The following is a 14,797-nucleotide window of genomic DNA, read 5'->3' as shown; positions in this document are numbered from 1 at the left end:
CGGGGGGGCGGCCTGGGCAGTGGGCTCAGACGGCGAGGCCGTCCGCCATCTCCTCCGTCAGGTTGGACTCGGTGCCGGGAATCCCCAGGTCCTGCGCCCGCTTGTCCGCCATGGCCAGCAGCCGCCGGATCCGCCCGGCCACCGCGTCCTTGGTCAGCGGAGGATCGGCGAGCGCGCCCAGCTCCTCCAGCGACGCCTGCTTGTGCTCCATCCGCAGCCGCCCGGCGGCCGCCAGGTGCTCCGGCACCTCCTCGCCGAGGATCTCCAGGGCCCGCTGCACCCGCGCGCCCGCCGCCACGGCGGCCCGCGCGGAACGCCGCAGATTGGCATCGTCGAAGTTGGCCAGCCGGTTCGCCGTGGCGCGCACCTCGCGCCGCATCCGGCGCTCCTCCCACGCGAGCACCGACTCATGGGCCCCGAGCCGGGTCAGCAGGGCCCCGATCGCGTCACCGTCGCGCACCACGACCCGGTCGACGCCCCGGACCTCCCGGGCCTTGGCCGCGATGGAGAGCCGGCGGGCCGCGCCCACCAGGGCGAGGGCCGCTTCCGGCCCCGGGCAGGTGACCTCCAGTGAGGAGGAGCGGCCCGGCTCGGTCAGCGAGCCATGGGCGAGGAAGGCCCCGCGCCAGGCGGCCTCGGCGTCACAGGTGGCGCCGGAGACGACCTGCGGCGGCAGCCCCCGGATCGGCCGCCCCCGGCCGTCGACCAGGCCGGTCTGGCGGGCCAGCTGGTCACCGCCCGCGACGACGCGCACGACATAGCGCGACCCCCGGCGCAGCCCGCCGGGAGCCATCACCATCAGCTCGGACGTATGCCCGAAGATCTCCAGGATGTCCCGCTTGAGCCGACGCGCGGCGATGCCGGTGTCCAGCTCCGCCTCGATCACGATCCGCCCGCTCACCAGGTGCAGACCGCCCGCGAACCGCAGAATCGCGGAGACCTCCGCCTTTCTGCAGCAGGTCCGGGTGACGGGGAGCCGGGAGATCTCGTCCTTCACCGCTGCCGTCATCGCCATGGGCCGATCCTTCCATGCATCCGAAAAATACGGTCGTACGCGGCGGCCAGCAGCTCCGGGTCGTGCTTGGAGACACTGTCGGGCGAGGCCACGGGGGCCAGCTCGACCGCCGCGCCGAGGCGGCGGGCCGCATCGGCGAGGGACTCACGGTCGGGCACGGCCGCCTCGTCGGCGAGCACCACGTCCAGGGCGAGTTTAGGCGCGTGTCGTCCCAAAACCTCCAAATGACGCTGCGGGGAGAAACCTTCTGTCTCACCCGGCTGCGGCGCCAGATTGAGCGACAGCACCCGCCGGGCCTTGGTCTCCACCAGTGCGTCCAGCAGCTCGGGCACCAGTAGATGCGGAATCACCGAGGAGAACCAGGACCCGGGCCCCAGAACCACCCAGTCGGCGTCAAGAACGGCGGCGACGGCCTCCGGAACGGCCGGCGGATCGTTCGGCACGAGGTGCACGGACTGCACATCGCCGGGGGTGAGCGCGACGGTCGCCTGACCGCACACCGTCTCCACCGCGTCCGGCCGGCCCGGGTCGTGCCCCCGGACCAGGGCCTGGAGCTCCAGCGGCACCGCCGACATCGGCAGCACCCGGCCGTGCGCCCCGAGTAGCCTGCCGACCAGGTCCAGGGCCTGCACATGGTCGCCCAGCTGCTCCCACAGGGCCACGATCAGCAGATTCCCCACGGCGTGCTCGTGCAGATCGCCCTGGGACTGGAACCGGTGCTGGATCACCCGGGCCCAGGTCTGTCCCCAGTCGTCGTCGCCGCAGAGCGCGGCGAGCGCCTTGCGCAGATCGCCCGGGGGCAGGACGCCCAGCTCCTCGCGGAGCCGGCCGCTGGAGCCGCCGTCGTCGGCGACGGTGACGACGGCGGTGAGATCGCCGGTGATCCGGCGCAGCGCGGTCAGCGACGCGGACAGCCCCCGGCCGCCGCCGAGGGCGACGACCTTGGGCTGGGCGCCCCGGCGGCGGCCGGGGGGCGTGTGTGCGGATGATCTGCGCAGCCGCCGCAGCCGCAAGGAGCGAGTGGTCACTCGCGCCCCATGTCCCGGTGGACGACGACGGTCTCGATGCCCGCCGCGGCGAGCCGCGCGGCCAGCTTCTCGGAGGTGGCCACCGAGCGGTGCTTGCCGCCGGTACAGCCGACCGCGACGGTCACGTACCGCTTGCCCTCCCGGCGGTAACCGGCGGCGATCAGCTGGAGCAGCTCCGTATAGCGGTCCAGGAACTCCTTGGCCCCGGGCTGGTTGAAGACATAGTTCGACACCTCTTCGTTCAGTCCGCTGAACGGTCGCAGCTCGGGGACCCAGTGCGGGTTGGGGAGGAAACGCATGTCGACGACGAGGTCGGCGTCGACGGGCAGCCCGTACTTGAAGCCGAAGGACATCACCGTGGCCCGCAGCTCGGGCTCCTCCTCGCCCGCGAACTGGGCGTCCATCTTGGCCCGCAGCTCGTGGACGTTGAGGCTGGAGGTGTCGATGACCAGGTCGGCGTCCCCGCGCAGCTCCCGCAGCAGGTCCCGCTCGGCGGCGATACCGTCGGTGATCCGGCCGTCACCCTGGAGCGGATGGGGCCGGCGGACCGACTCGAACCGCCGGACCAGGGCGTCGTCGGAGGACTCCAGGAAGACGATCCTGCGGGTGACCTGCTTGGCGTCCAGGTCGGCGAGGGATTCGCGGAGGTTGTCGAAGAACCGCCGGCCCCGGACGTCCACGACCACGGCGATCCGGGCGACATTGCCCTGGGAGCGGGCGCCCAGCTCCACCATGGTGGGGATCAGGGCGGGTGGCAGATTGTCCACCACGAACCAGCCGAGGTCCTCCAGACATTTGGCCGCCGTACTGCGGCCCGCGCCGGACATGCCGGAGATGATCACCAGCTCGGGGATGGCCGTCTCAGTGGCCCCGCCGGGCTCCGTGGTGCTGCCCGTACTCACGTCTGCTGCTCCGTCTGTGTCGTTCTCGTTCATGTGCTGCCCCCGTCGTTCTCTTCAATGATCTCTCCTGTCGCGGTATTCACGGCAGGGGCGGCCGGTGCCGCCTGGGCCAGGGCCACGACCACGGACTCCGCGGTCTTGCGGCCCATGCCCGGTACCTCGCAGATCTGCTCGATTGTGGCCTGTCTCAGCCGCTTGACCGAGCCGAAATGCTTGATGAGGGCCTGTTTACGGGTCTCGCCGAGGCCGGGGACGTCGTCGAGGGGGCTGGTCCGGATGCGTTTGGACCGTTTGGAGCGCTGATAGCGAATGGCGAAGTCGTGTGCGGTGTCCCGGACGCGCTGGAGCAGGTACAGGCCCTCGCTGGAGCGGGGCAGCACCACCGGGTCGTCGTCGCCGGGCAGCCAGACCTCCTCCAGCCGCTTGGCGAGACCGCAGACGGCGACGTCGGCGATGCCCAGCTCGTCCAGGGCCCGCCGCGCGGCCGCGACCTGCGGCGGTCCGCCGTCGACCACGACGAGCTGGGGCGGGTAGGCGAAGCGCCGGGGCCGCCCGTCGTCGGCTGTGGCGGGTCCCGGCACGGCCGACGCTCCCGTTCCGGCGTCCGGGTCAGGGCCGCTGTCCGACGGCCGCGGACCGGTGTCCGACGGCTGCGGAGCGTGCACGGGCTCGGGGGTGGGCTCGGCGGTGTCGGCCCCGATCCACTCCCCCGTCCGGTCCTTCTCCGCCAGATAGCGGCGGAAGCGCCTGCTGATCACCTCGTGCATGGAGCGGACGTCGTCCTGCCCCTGGAAGCTCTTGATCTGGAAGCGGCGGTACTCGCTCTTGCGCGGCAGGCCGTCCTCGAAGACGACCATCGAGGCCACCACGTCCTCCCCCTGGAGATGGGAGATGTCGAAGCACTCGATCCGCAGCGGGGCGGAGTCCAGGTCCAGCGCCTGCGCGATCTCCTCCAGCGCCCGGGAGCGGGTGGTGAGATCGCTGGCCCGCTTGGTCTTGTGCAGGGCGAGCGCCTGCTGCGCGTTCCGCTGGACCGTCTCCATCAGGGCCTTCTTGTCGCCGCGCTGCGGCACGCGCAGCGAGACCCGCGACCCGCGCCGGGCCCCCAGCCACTCGGCGACCGCGTGGCTGTCGTCGGGCAGGGCCGGGACCAGCACCTCCTTGGGGACGGCGTCGCCGCTCTCCTCCCCGTACAGCTGCTGGAGCGCGTGCTCGACCAGACCGGCGGTGTCGACGGCCTCGACCTTGTCGGTGACCCAGCCGCGCTGGCCGCGCACCCGGCCGCCCCGGACGTGGAAGATCTGGACGGCCGCCTCCAGCTCGTCCTGGGCGAGGGCCATGAGATCGGCGTCGGTGGCGTCGGCGAGGACCACGGCGCTCTTCTCCAGCGCGCGCCGCAGGGCGGTGATGTCGTCGCGGAGCCGCGCGGCCCGCTCGTACTCCATCTCCTCGGCGGCCTCGGCCATCCGCTGCTCCAGCCGCCGGATGTACGGGCCGGAGCGGCCGGCCATGAAGTCGCAGAACTCCTCGGCCAGTTCCCGGTGTTCCTCGGGGGTGACCCTGCCGACGCAGGGCGCGGAGCACTTGCCGATGTAGCCGAGGAGGCAGGGGCGGCCCTTCTGCTGGTGGTTCCTCAGCACCCCGGCGGAGCAGGTGCGCACGGGGAAGACCCGGAGCATCAGATCGACGGTCTCCCGGATCGCCCAGGCGTGCCCGTAGGGACCGAAGTAGCGCACGCCCTTGCGCTTGGCCCCGCGCATGACCTGGACCCGGGGGAATTCCTCGTTGAGCGTGACCGCGAGATACGGATAGCTCTTGTCGTCGCGGTACTTGACGTTGAACCGGGGGTCGAACTCCTTGATCCAGGAGTACTCCAGCTGGAGCGCCTCGACCTCGGTGGCGACGACCGTCCACTCCACCGAGGCCGCGGAGGTGACCATGGTGGCGGTGCGCGGGTGCATTCCCGCGATGTCCTGGAAGTAGTTCGCGAGGCGCTGGCGCAGGTTCTTGGCCTTGCCGACGTAGATCACCCGGCGGTGCTCGTCGCGGAACTTGTAGACCCCCGGAGAGTCGGGGATCTCTCCCGGCTTGGGACGGTAGCTGGAGGGGTCTGCCATGTGCTCCACCCTACTGGCGGGCACTGACAGACCGGCCGCCAGCCGCCCCCGGACGCGGTCCGCGGCGGGACGGACGGCGTGCGCGGACCGGGGGCGTCCCTCCGCACAGGACGGGACACCCCCGGTCGTACGGGTCAGGCGCGGCGGCGCAGCCTCATCACCACCAGGGCGCCCAGGGCCAGGGCGAGGACCGCCCCGGCGCCGGAGGCCACCGACGCGACGGTCAGGGCTCCCGGGTCCCGCTCGGCGGCGGCGGTCACGGAGCGGCCCTCCGCGGCGGTGGCCGGGCCGGTGGCGGGGGCGGGGGCACCCGTTCCGTACCCCCCGGCGACGCCCTTCTTCGCGTACGCCGAACCGGGCAGCTTGTCGCCGTACGCGGCACGCACCCGCTCCCGGTAGGCGGCCAGGGTGGTGCCCCGCTTGCCCACGGCCGCCGTCGCGTCCGTGTCGAGCGGGAGCACCTTCGTCCCCTTGGCCACGTACCAGGCGTCGATCTGCGGCTCACGGAAGACCGTGCCGCCCGGAAGCCTGCGCTCCCCCAGCCGGGCGTAGCGGAACTCGTCGTCGCCTGAGGCTATGTTGACCACCTGCCAGGCACCGGCCTGCCGGGCGGCCCACACCGACGCCCGCCGGCCGTCGGACGAGACCGCCGGCGTGGCCAGGAACTCCGTACGGGCCACGGGCGCTCCCTCGCGCCCGGCCACGAACTCCGGGGCGAGCACCCGCACGGGGACGGTCCGGCCGTCGGCGCGGGGCGCGGCGGCCGAGCGGGCGACCGCGCCGTCCCGGGCGAAGAACCGGGAGAGCGTGTCCATCGTCGCCGGGGCGGTGGCCGCGGTCCGGGCCGCCGCCAGTTCGGCGGCCGACGGCGCCGGGACGCCCCCGGTGGCCGCGACGGCGGTGCCGCCGCCGAGTGCCCCGGCGGCGAGGCAGACGGCGGCGCAGGCTCCGGCGAGGGCCGGGACCCGCTTCGTCGAGGTCGGCTTCGTCGAGGTCCGCTTCATCGAGCGCTTCATCGTGCTCACGCCCCGATCCGGTAGAGCGAGTGGGTCCAGGAGAACTGGTTGTTGTTCACGTACCAGGCGTGCGAGGCCCAGTTGTAGCGGCTGCTGGTCTGCCAGGGATCACCCCAGTAGACGAGGCTGTTGGCGTCGTCGTAGCCGTAGATGACGTGCATGTGACCGCCGCCGCTCGACCACTGGATACGGGTCTCCACCGGCCGGTTGGCGTTGATCTCGGTCTGGACGGCCGAGTAGCGCAGCCAGTCGCTGATGTACGAGCCGGGGCTGACGCCCGCCCAGCGCAGACCGGTCTGCACATTGGCGAGGGTGGCCTGGTTGTTGGGGCACTCGGTGTTCTGCTGGCGATTGAAGGCGGCGTTGCAGAACTGGTTCTGGCTGTAGGTGCGGCCGTAGAAGGTCGCGATGGTGTTGCCGGCGGCCGCCCAGCACCAGTTGGTCTTGAGCTGCGCCTGCATGGTGATGTTGAGCCGCTTCCACGCGAGGGCTCCACGCGTGTCACCGGCGCCGGACGTGCCGTGGGTGAGGGCCGGCCGGGTGGTGGGATCGGCCGCCGCGGGGGCGGCGGTGGCGGTGACGGAGGAGAAGGGGAGAGTGAGGAGTGCCGCGAGTACGGCCGCCGTCTGGGCGAGCCGTCTCCTGGTCTTGCGCATCGCGTTCCTCCCTGAGGGATGGGGGGTGGAGGACCGCGTCCGGACGCTGCTGGTCGAGCATCGATCCTTGTCGGGAGCAGGTCAACACGGTTCAATGCCAGGAACACGGAGCTGTGAACGCCGCAGCCGGAGTGTGAACACGTCCGCACCGCACTGCCTCGGGCCACCCCGGCCGCCCCGCCGCCGGGACCGGGTCCGCCGTGAACGTTCACCGCGTCCGTGCGGTGTTCACGCGCGACGGCAGAACGGCTGGAGGAACCCATGGGCCACACCGAGGCCGATCTGGCGCAGGCGCTGCACACCGGCCCCTTCCATCTGGCGCTGCGGGCGGCGCTGGCGGTGCGCGGGCTGCCGCTCCAGCGGGTGCAGCACCATCTCGCCCACCGGGGCATCAAGGTCGGCGTGACCAGCCTCAGCTACTGGCAGCAGGGGGCGCGCCGGCCTCAGCGCCCCGAGTCCCTGCGGGCGGTACGCGCCCTGGAGGAGGTGCTGGAACTCCCCGGGAACTCGCTGCTCCGGCTTCTCGGCGGGGACCACGGCCGCCGGGAGGCGGAACGTCCCCAGTCCCGCTCCTACCGTTCCCTGCTGGACGCCTCCGGGACGGTGGAACGGCTGCTCGCGGAGTTGGAGGCCCCGGCGGACGGCGGGCTGCACACGGTGGGTCACCACGAGCGGATACGGATCGGGGCCGGCCAGGAGCTGCTGGGCCGCGACTCCCAGCAGGTGGTCCGCGCCCACCGGGACGGCGTCGACCGCTATGTGGCCATCCACCACGGCGACCCGGGCTGCGACCCGTCGCGGGTCCGGGTGAGCGCGCTGGAGAACTGCCGCACCGGCCGGGTCCGCCGCCACCGGGAGAGCGGGCTCGTGGTGGCGGAGCTGCTGTTCGACGCCCGGCTGCGGGCCGGCGAGACGTACTTCTTCGGCTACGGCTTCGAGGACGGTACGGGGGGTCCCAGCACCGAGTACGTCCGGGGGTTCACCTACGCCGGCGGGCAGTACCTGCTCCAGGTCCGCTTCGACGACGGCGCCCTGCCGGTGCGCTGCCGCCGCTTCGCCCAGGCGACCACGGGCGCCCCGCGCGGCGCCCGCACGGACCTGACCCTGAGCGGCCGCCACCGCACGGTCCACCTGGTGGAACAGGGCATCCGGCCGGGGATCCTGGGCATCGACTGGGACTGGGACTAGCGTCCTTCCGGCGTCCCGGGCGCCGGGGGCGGGGGCGGTCGGCAGACGGCAGACGGCGGCGGACGTCTTCGAGCGGCGGGGTCAGGCGTCGGGGCCCGCGATCAGGTTGCCGTTCTCCACCTTGACCTGGACCTCGGGCAGCGGCACCGTCGCCGGGCCGACCAGCGCCTTGCCGGTGGTGACATCGAAGCGGCTGCCGTGGCAGGGGCAGTTGCCCTCATTGGCCACGATCTTGTCCAGGGCGCAGCCCGCGTGGGTGCACTGCGCGCTGAAGGCCCGGTACTCCCCCTCCTTCGGGCAGCTCACGATCAGCCGCTGCTCCTTGTAGAGCCGGGCGCCGCCGACCGGGACCGCGTCCGCCGGGCCGAGGCCCACGGGCTCGGTCGGGGTGGGGTTCTTGGCGCGGCCCAGCTTGGAGTCGGTGGAGCAGGCCGCGGCCCCGATACCGGCCGCCCCCGCGAGGGCGGCACCTTTCAGCACGGTACGGCGGGCGGCTGAGGAGGGGCCGGGCATGTCAGGACTCCATCTGGATCGGCTGGTCCGGTGCCGCCGACGACGGGTGGGGACCGGCGGGGCGCGGGTCCGGATGGCGACGGATCCGACCATACCGGCGGGGATCCGGCGCCCGGCGGGCGGGCTCCCTCCCCGGGGCCGGGGGGCCTGGTGTCCCGGTCCGGGCATCCGGGCCGGGGTCCGTGCGATCGATCCTGCCGGGCCCGCCTGATCCGTCCATCCACCCACCCACCGGACGGATCCGGGCCGTACCCGGGCCGCACCCGCACGCACCCTCCCGGTCCCGGGGCCGATGCACTACGTTCTTGGCCCGTGATCCTCGTCGCCGGAGAATCCCTCATCGACCTGGTCCCGCGGCAGCGCGGCACGGACCCGCCCGACGGCGGACCGCCGCAGGAGCCGCCGGAACTGGCACCGCTGCTCCCCCGCCGGGGCGGCGGCCCCTACAACACCGCCGTGGCCCTGGGCAGGCTGGGGAGCCCGACCGCCTTCTGTTCCCGGGTCTCCACGGACGGCTTCGGCGAGGCCCTGCTCGCCGGGCTGCGGACGGCCGGCGTGGACACCTCGCTGGTGGCCCGTGGCCCCGAGCCGACGACCCTGGCGGTCGCCACCGTGGGCGCGGACGGCTCGGCCGGGTACGGCTTCTACGCGGAGGGCACGGCGGACCGGCTCTTCGAGCTGCCGCCACCGCTGCCGGATGCGGTGCGCGCGGTGGCCTTCGGCACCTGTTCGCTGGTGCTGGAGCCGGGGGCGAGCGCCTATGAACGGCTGCTGCGCCGGGAGGCCGGACGCGGGCTGCTCACCCTGCTCGACCCCAATGTCCGGCCGGGGCTGATCCGGGACGCGGACGCCTACCGCCGGCGGTTCTCCGGCTGGCTGGAGGACGTCTCGGTACTGAAGCTCTCGGACGAGGACGCCCGCTGGCTCGGCGGGATCCCCCGGGGCCCGGCGGCCGTGGTGGTCACCCATGGCTCGGCGGGGATGACGGTACGGACCCGGGAGGGCCTGACCGCCTCGGTCCCGGCGGCCCCGGTACGGATCGCCGACACCATCGGCGCGGGCGACACGGTGAACGCCGCCCTGCTCCACGGCCTGGCCTCTCTGGACGCCCTCTCCCGGGAGGCCCTGCCCGCCCTGGACGAGGACGCCTGGCGGGCCGTCCTGGGCTTCGCGGCCCGTGCCGCCGCCGTCACCTGCTCCCGGCCCGGCGCCGATCCGCCGACGGCGGCGGAACTCGGCCCGGGTCCCGGTCAGGGTCCCGGTCAGGGTCCCGGTCAGGGTCCCGGTCAGGGTCCCGGTCAGGGTCCCGGTCAGGGTCCGGCCGCCGTCTGAGGCGACGGCGGCCGGAACCCGCTCAGGACCGATACCGGTCGGATCGACCGGCCCCGGTCAGGAGGCGCGGGAGCGGGCCGCCGTTTTCCGGGCGGTGGTGGTCTTGGCGGCCGCGGCCGCCTTCTTCCCCGTCGCCGCCGTCCTTCCGCCCGCCGCGGTCTTCGCGGTCTTCGCGGTCGCCGCCGTCTTCTTCGTGGCGGTCTTGGTGACGGCCTTCGCACCCGTCTTCGCGGTGGCTGTCTTCGCGGCCGTCGTCTTCGCAGCCGCCGTCTTCCGGGCCGTCGCCTTCTTCGCGGTGGCCCTTCCCGCCGGGCCTCCGCGCCCGTTCCCCCCGGACTGCTCCGCCGCGTCGCTGACCCGCTCCGGGTCGAGGATGTCGCGGAGGAACTTGCCGGTGTGGCTCGCGGGAACCGCCGCGATGTCCTCGGGCGTGCCCTCGGCGATGACCAGACCACCGCCACTGCCGCCCTCGGGGCCCATGTCCACGACCCAGTCGGCGGTCTTGATCACATCGAGGTTGTGCTCGATGACGACGACCGTGTTGCCCTTGTCGACCAGGCCGGAGAGCACGGTGATCAGCTTGCTGATGTCCTCGAAGTGCAGTCCGGTCGTCGGCTCGTCCAGGACGTAGACCGTACGGCCGGTGGAGCGCTTCTGAAGCTCCGAGGCGAGCTTCACCCGCTGGGCCTCGCCGCCGGAGAGCGTCGGGGCCGACTGGCCGAGACGGACATAGCCGAGGCCCACCTCGTTGAGCGTCTTCAGATGGCGGGCGATGGTCGGCACCGCCTCGAAGAAGGCGAGCGCCTCCTCGATCGGCATGTCCAGCACCTCGGCGATGGACTTGCCCTTGTAGTGGACGTCCAGGGTCTCCCGGTTGTAGCGCGCTCCGTGGCAGACCTCGCACGGGACGTACACGTCCGGCAGGAAGTTCATCTCGATCTTGATGGTGCCGTCGCCGGAGCAGTTCTCGCACCGGCCGCCCTTCACATTGAAGGAGAAGCGGCCGGGGAGATAGCCCCGCACCTTGGCCTCGGTCGTCTCCGCGAAGAGCTTGCGGACGTGGTCGAAGACACCGGTGTACGTCGCCGGGTTGGAGCGCGGGGTGCGGCCGATGGGCGACTGGTCGACATGGACGACCTTGTCCACCAGATCGTCGCCGTCGACCCGGGTGTGGCGGCCCGGCACCGACTTGGCGCCGTTCAGCTCGCGGGCGAGATGGGTGTAGAGGATGTCGTTGACCAGGGTCGACTTACCGGAGCCCGAGACGCCGGTGACGGCCGTGAGCACGCCGAGCGGGAACGAGACGTCGATGTCCCGCAGATTGTTCTCCCGGGCGCCGTGGACGGTGAGGGCCCGGGACGGGTCGGTGGGACGGCGCAGGTCGGGGGTGGCGATGGCCCTTCTGCCGGAGAGGTACTGCCCGGTCATCGACTCCTTGTTGGCGAGAAGCTCCTTCAGCGGACCGGAGTGGACGACCCTGCCGCCGTGCTCCCCGGCGCCGGGGCCGATGTCCACGACCCAGTCGGCGACCTTGATGGTGTCCTCGTCGTGCTCGACCACGATCAGGGTGTTGCCCATGTCCCGCAGCCGGACCAGGGTCTCGATCAGCCGGTGGTTGTCGCGCTGGTGGAGGCCGATGGAGGGCTCGTCCAGGACATAGAGCACCCCGACCAGGCCGGAGCCGATCTGGGTGGCCAGCCGGATGCGCTGGGCCTCGCCGCCGGAGAGGGTGCCGGCCGCGCGGTTGAGCGAGAGGTAGTCCAGGCCCACGTCGACCAGGAACCGCAGCCGCTCGTTGACCTCCTTGAGCACCCGCTCGGCGATCTTCTTGTCGCGGGCGTTCAGCCGCAGCCGGCCGAGGAAGTCGGCGCACTCGCTGATCGACATGGCGGAGACCTCGGCGATGGACTTCTCCATCACCGTGACGGCGAGGACGATCGGCTTCAGCCGGGTGCCCTCGCAGGTCGGGCAGGGCACCTCCCGCATATAGCCCTCGAAGCGCTCCCTGCTGGAGTCGCTCTCGGCCTCCTGGTGCCGCCTGCGCACGAACTGGACCGCGCCTTCGAAGGCGGGTGTGGTGTAGGCCCGCTCCCTGCCGTACCGGTTGCGGTAGCGCACCTCGACCTGGGTCTTGTGCCCGTAGAGCAGGGCCTTCTTCGCCCGCTGCGGCAGTCCGGCCCACGGCATGTCGGTGGCGAAGCCGAGGGCCTGGGCGAGCCCGCCGATCAGCCGGCCGAAGTACTCCTTGGTGTGGCCGTGGGACCACGGGTGGATCGCGCCCTCGTCGAGGGAGCGGTCCTCGTCGGGGACGATCAGCTCCGGGTCGACCTCCATCCGGGTGCCGATGCCGGTGCAGTCCGGGCAGGCGCCGAAGGGGGAGTTGAAGGAGAAGGAGCGGGGCTCCAGCTCCTCGAAGGAGAGGTCGTCGTAGGGGCAGTACAGGTGCTCCGAGTACATCCGCTCGCGCTCGGGGTCGTCCTCGGGGAGGTCGACGAAGTCGAGCACGACCATGCCGCCGGAGAGCCCGAGCGCGGTCTCGACCGAGTCGGTCAGCCGGCGCTTGGCGCTGTCCTTGACCGTGAGGCGGTCCACGACCACCTCGATGGTGTGCTTCTCCTGCTTCTTCAGCGCGGGCGCCTCGGCGAGCTGGATCGTCGCCCCGTCCACCCGGGCCCGGCTGTATCCCTTGGTCTGGAGGTCGGCGAAGAGATCGACGAACTCGCCCTTGCGCTCGCGCACCAGCGGCGAGAGCACCTGGAAGCGGCTGCCCTCGGGCAGCTCCAGCACCTTGTCCACGATGGCCTGCGGCGACTGCCGGGAGATGGGCCGGCCGCACTCGGGGCAGTGCGGCTTGCCGATCCGGGCGAACAGCAGCCGGAGGTAGTCGTAGACCTCGGTGATGGTGCCGACCGTCGAGCGGGGGTTGCGGGAGGTCGACTTCTGGTCGATGGAGACGGCCGGGGAGAGGCCCTCGATGAAGTCGACGTCGGGCTTGTCCATCTGCCCCAGGAACTGGCGGGCGTACGACGACAGCGACTCCACATAGCGGCGCTGTCCCTCGGCGAAGATCGTGTCGAAGGCCAGCGAGGACTTGCCCGACCCGGAGAGCCCCGTGAAGACGATGAGCGAGTCACGGGGGAGGTCGAGCGAGACGTTCTTGAGGTTGTGCTCGCGAGCGCCACGAACGATGAGACGGTCGGCCACGCCGGGTCCGCACCTTTCTTGAGGGTCCTGAAGAGGGTCCTGCGGGTTCACTGCGGGGGTTCACAGCGGGGTTCACTGCGGAATCACTGCGGGGTTCGCTGCGGTGGTCCACAGCGGTGGTCACTGCGGGGTCGTTGCGGTCCGGGGGAAGCCGCGCGATCGGGGTCGGCCACGGGGCCCACGGCCCCTGTCCCGGACCTGCCGGACCTTCCAGCGTACGGGGCCGCCGGATCGATGGGCGCCGAACAGCCGGCCGGCCGCTCGGCCGGGGGGTGGTCCGACATCCAAGGATGCACCGCTCCAGGCTATAGCACGTACATTCGAATTTCGGCTTCCGGCGACCTCCTTCACCCGATCGAGTGGCAGGACTATCGTCGGCCCCATGATCGATCCCTTGCATGACCTGGACTCCGTACGCGAGGCGACCGTACGGCTCCTCTCCGCGGTGGAATCGCTGGACACGGCCGCGCTCGCCGGCCCGTCCCGGCTCCCCGGCTGGTCCCGGGGGCACATCCTGGCCCATCTCTCCCGTAACGCGGACGCGCTCGTCAATGTGTTCGAGAACCGCCCCATGTACGCGAGCGCCGAGGCGCGCGGCGCCGACATCGAGCGGGACGCGGACCGCCCCCTCGACGTGCACCTCGCCGACGTGCGCGACAGCGACGCCCGGTTCCGGTCCGTCGCCGGTCTGCCCGCGGACTGGGAGCGCGTCGTCACCCTGCGCAACGGGGTCACGGACCGGGCCGCCCGCGTGCCCTTCCGCCGGCTGGTCGAGATCGAGCTGCACCATGTCGACCTGGACATCGGCTACGAGCTGGAGGACCTGCCCCGGGACTTCGTCCTGCGCGAGATCGACTTTCTCGCGGACCGCTTCACCGGGGCCGCCGGTGTCCCCCCGGTGCGGCTGGCCGCGGACTCCGGACAGACCTGGACCACCGGCGGCACCACGGGCGGCCCGGTGGCCGTCGAAGGGCCCGCCCCGGAGCTGCTGGGCTGGCTCGCCGGCCGGCGGACCCCCACCGCGCTCACGGTCTCCGGTGGCCCCCTGCCCGCCCTGCCGCCGCTCTGACCGCCCGGGCCCGCCACCCGGCCGCCGCACCCCCGACCGGGGCCGGGCGGCGGCTATAGGGTGCCCCCATGACGTACAGCGGAGTGGTAAGGGTGGGCGGGCCCGCCGACGCGCACGAGCTGACGGACCTGATCATCTCCAAGGTCGCCGTCGGCCCCATGGACAACAACAGCTATCTGCTGCGCTGCCGGACCACCGGGGAGCAGCTGCTGATCGACGCCGCGAACGAGCCCGCGACCCTGCTGCGGCTCATCGGCGACGACTCCATCGCCTCGGTGGTCACCACCCACCGCCACGCCGACCACTGGCAGGCCCTCGCGGAGGTGGTCGCCGCGACCGGCGCCCGCACCTACGCCGGGGCGGACGACGTGGAGGGCATCCCGGTCCCCACCGATGTGCCGGTCCGGGACGGCGACGTCATCCGGGTCGGCCGGGTGGCGCTGCGGGCACGTCACCTGGTGGGCCACACCCCGGGGTCGATCGCCCTGGTCTTCGACGACCCGCACGGCCACCCCCATGTGTTCACGGGCGACTGCCTCTTCCCGGGCGGGGTCGGCAACACGCGCAGCGACCCGGCGGCCTTCGCCAGTCTGCTGCACGACGTGGAGACCAAGCTGTTCGCCGAGCTGCCGGACGAGACCTGGGTCTACCCGGGGCACGGCAGGGACACCACGCTCGGCGCGGAGCGCCCGCAGCTGCCGCAGTGGCGCGCCCGGGGCTGGTGACCGGGAGGATCTCGCGGGGGTACGGCGAAGGG

At 72.5% G+C, this 14,797-nt stretch carries 12 protein-coding genes; 4 read left to right on the top strand and 8 right to left on the bottom strand.

Going from position 1 to position 14,797, the window contains the following annotated elements; all coding sequences use genetic code 11:
• Nucleotides 1-25: 25 nt before the first annotated feature.
• The 6 genes from whiA to SYYSPA8_RS30175 all read right to left on the bottom strand — a co-directional run bounded on the left by whiA (nucleotide 26) and on the right by SYYSPA8_RS30175 (nucleotide 6,734).
• Nucleotides 26-1,015 carry a DNA-binding protein WhiA gene (whiA, locus tag SYYSPA8_RS30200; RefSeq protein ID WP_009995792.1) on the bottom strand — a complete coding sequence of 330 codons (990 nt, stop codon included), beginning with the start codon at nucleotides 1,013-1,015 and terminating at the stop codon, nucleotides 26-28.
• On the bottom strand, nucleotides 1,006-2,043 hold the full coding sequence (locus tag SYYSPA8_RS30195; protein WP_323450566.1) for a gluconeogenesis factor YvcK family protein: 1,038 nt from the start codon (nucleotides 2,041-2,043) through the stop codon (nucleotides 1,006-1,008). Before SYYSPA8_RS30195 ends, whiA begins: the two co-directional genes overlap by 10 nt.
• Nucleotides 2,040-2,978 (bottom strand): RNase adapter RapZ, encoded by a 939-nt coding sequence (gene rapZ / locus SYYSPA8_RS30190; RefSeq protein WP_323450565.1) that lies wholly within the window; start codon nucleotides 2,976-2,978, stop codon nucleotides 2,040-2,042. Before rapZ ends, SYYSPA8_RS30195 begins: the two co-directional genes overlap by 4 nt.
• Complete coding sequence (gene uvrC, locus SYYSPA8_RS30185) at nucleotides 2,975-5,062, bottom strand: excinuclease ABC subunit UvrC (RefSeq protein ID WP_323450564.1); 2,088 nt, start codon at nucleotides 5,060-5,062, stop codon at nucleotides 2,975-2,977. The genes rapZ and uvrC overlap by 4 nt, the downstream gene beginning before the upstream one ends.
• Before the next feature lie 134 nt (nucleotides 5,063-5,196).
• Nucleotides 5,197-6,066, bottom strand: coding sequence for a hypothetical protein (locus SYYSPA8_RS30180; RefSeq protein ID WP_407706120.1), 870 nt, complete (start codon nucleotides 6,064-6,066; stop codon nucleotides 5,197-5,199).
• Nucleotides 6,067-6,083: 17 nt separating this feature from the next.
• Nucleotides 6,084-6,734 carry a papain-like cysteine protease family protein gene (locus tag SYYSPA8_RS30175; protein ID WP_323450563.1) on the bottom strand — a complete coding sequence of 217 codons (651 nt, stop codon included), beginning with the start codon at nucleotides 6,732-6,734 and terminating at the stop codon, nucleotides 6,084-6,086.
• A 261-nt stretch (nucleotides 6,735-6,995) separates the two neighbouring features.
• Here SYYSPA8_RS30175 and SYYSPA8_RS30170 point away from each other — a divergent pair, with 261 nt between their 5' ends.
• Entirely contained in the window at nucleotides 6,996-7,922 is a 927-nt protein-coding gene (locus SYYSPA8_RS30170) for a hypothetical protein (RefSeq protein ID WP_323450562.1), read from the top strand.
• 81 nt (nucleotides 7,923-8,003) lie between these two features.
• Here SYYSPA8_RS30170 and SYYSPA8_RS30165 read toward each other — a convergent pair whose 3' ends face one another.
• A complete protein-coding gene (locus tag SYYSPA8_RS30165; RefSeq protein WP_323450561.1) occupies nucleotides 8,004-8,435 on the bottom strand; it encodes a Rieske (2Fe-2S) protein in 432 nt (143 codons plus the stop codon).
• Between the two features lie 312 nt (nucleotides 8,436-8,747).
• On the opposite strand from SYYSPA8_RS30165, the gene SYYSPA8_RS30160 reads away from it, so the two are divergent.
• Nucleotides 8,748-9,767 (top strand): carbohydrate kinase family protein, encoded by a 1,020-nt coding sequence (locus SYYSPA8_RS30160; protein ID WP_323450560.1) that lies wholly within the window; start codon nucleotides 8,748-8,750, stop codon nucleotides 9,765-9,767.
• A 57-nt stretch (nucleotides 9,768-9,824) separates the two neighbouring features.
• Here the strand turns inward: SYYSPA8_RS30160 and uvrA are convergent, their stop codons facing one another.
• Nucleotides 9,825-12,971 carry an excinuclease ABC subunit UvrA gene (gene uvrA, locus SYYSPA8_RS30155; protein ID WP_323450559.1) on the bottom strand — a complete coding sequence of 1,049 codons (3,147 nt, stop codon included), beginning with the start codon at nucleotides 12,969-12,971 and terminating at the stop codon, nucleotides 9,825-9,827.
• A gap of 382 nt (nucleotides 12,972-13,353) precedes the next feature.
• On the opposite strand from uvrA, the gene SYYSPA8_RS30150 reads away from it, so the two are divergent.
• Nucleotides 13,354-14,040, top strand: a complete 687-nt coding sequence (locus SYYSPA8_RS30150; protein WP_323450558.1) for a maleylpyruvate isomerase family mycothiol-dependent enzyme — start codon at nucleotides 13,354-13,356, stop codon at nucleotides 14,038-14,040.
• A 68-nt stretch (nucleotides 14,041-14,108) separates the two neighbouring features.
• A complete protein-coding gene (locus tag SYYSPA8_RS30145) occupies nucleotides 14,109-14,765 on the top strand; it encodes an MBL fold metallo-hydrolase (protein ID WP_323450557.1) in 657 nt (218 codons plus the stop codon).
• Nucleotides 14,766-14,797: the final 32 nt, after the last annotated feature.

This window comes from Streptomyces yaizuensis (assembly GCF_034961445.1).
Lineage (GTDB): Bacteria > Actinomycetota > Actinomycetes > Streptomycetales > Streptomycetaceae > Streptomyces > Streptomyces yaizuensis.
This window is presented reverse-complemented; position numbering and strand designations above follow the sequence as displayed.

Bases quoted from the DNA above. Each gene is read 5' to 3' on its own strand.
- SYYSPA8_RS30150 (WP_323450558.1), top strand. From the start codon at position 13,354: ATGATCGATCCCTTGCATGACCTGGACTCCGTACGCGAGGCGACCGTA.
- SYYSPA8_RS30175 (WP_323450563.1), bottom strand. From the start codon at position 6,734: ATGCGCAAGACCAGGAGACGGCTCGCCCAGACGGCGGCCGTACTCGCG.
- whiA (WP_009995792.1), bottom strand. From the start codon at position 1,015: ATGGCGATGACGGCAGCGGTGAAGGACGAGATCTCCCGGCTCCCCGTC.
- SYYSPA8_RS30145 (WP_323450557.1), top strand. From the start codon at position 14,109: ATGACGTACAGCGGAGTGGTAAGGGTGGGCGGGCCCGCCGACGCGCAC.
- rapZ (WP_323450565.1), bottom strand. From the start codon at position 2,978: ATGAACGAGAACGACACAGACGGAGCAGCAGACGTGAGTACGGGCAGC.
- SYYSPA8_RS30180 (WP_407706120.1), bottom strand. From the start codon at position 6,066: ATGAAGCGGACCTCGACGAAGCCGACCTCGACGAAGCGGGTCCCGGCC.
- SYYSPA8_RS30165 (WP_323450561.1), bottom strand. From the start codon at position 8,435: ATGCCCGGCCCCTCCTCAGCCGCCCGCCGTACCGTGCTGAAAGGTGCC.
- SYYSPA8_RS30170 (WP_323450562.1), top strand. From the start codon at position 6,996: ATGGGCCACACCGAGGCCGATCTGGCGCAGGCGCTGCACACCGGCCCC.
- uvrC (WP_323450564.1), bottom strand. From the start codon at position 5,062: ATGGCAGACCCCTCCAGCTACCGTCCCAAGCCGGGAGAGATCCCCGAC.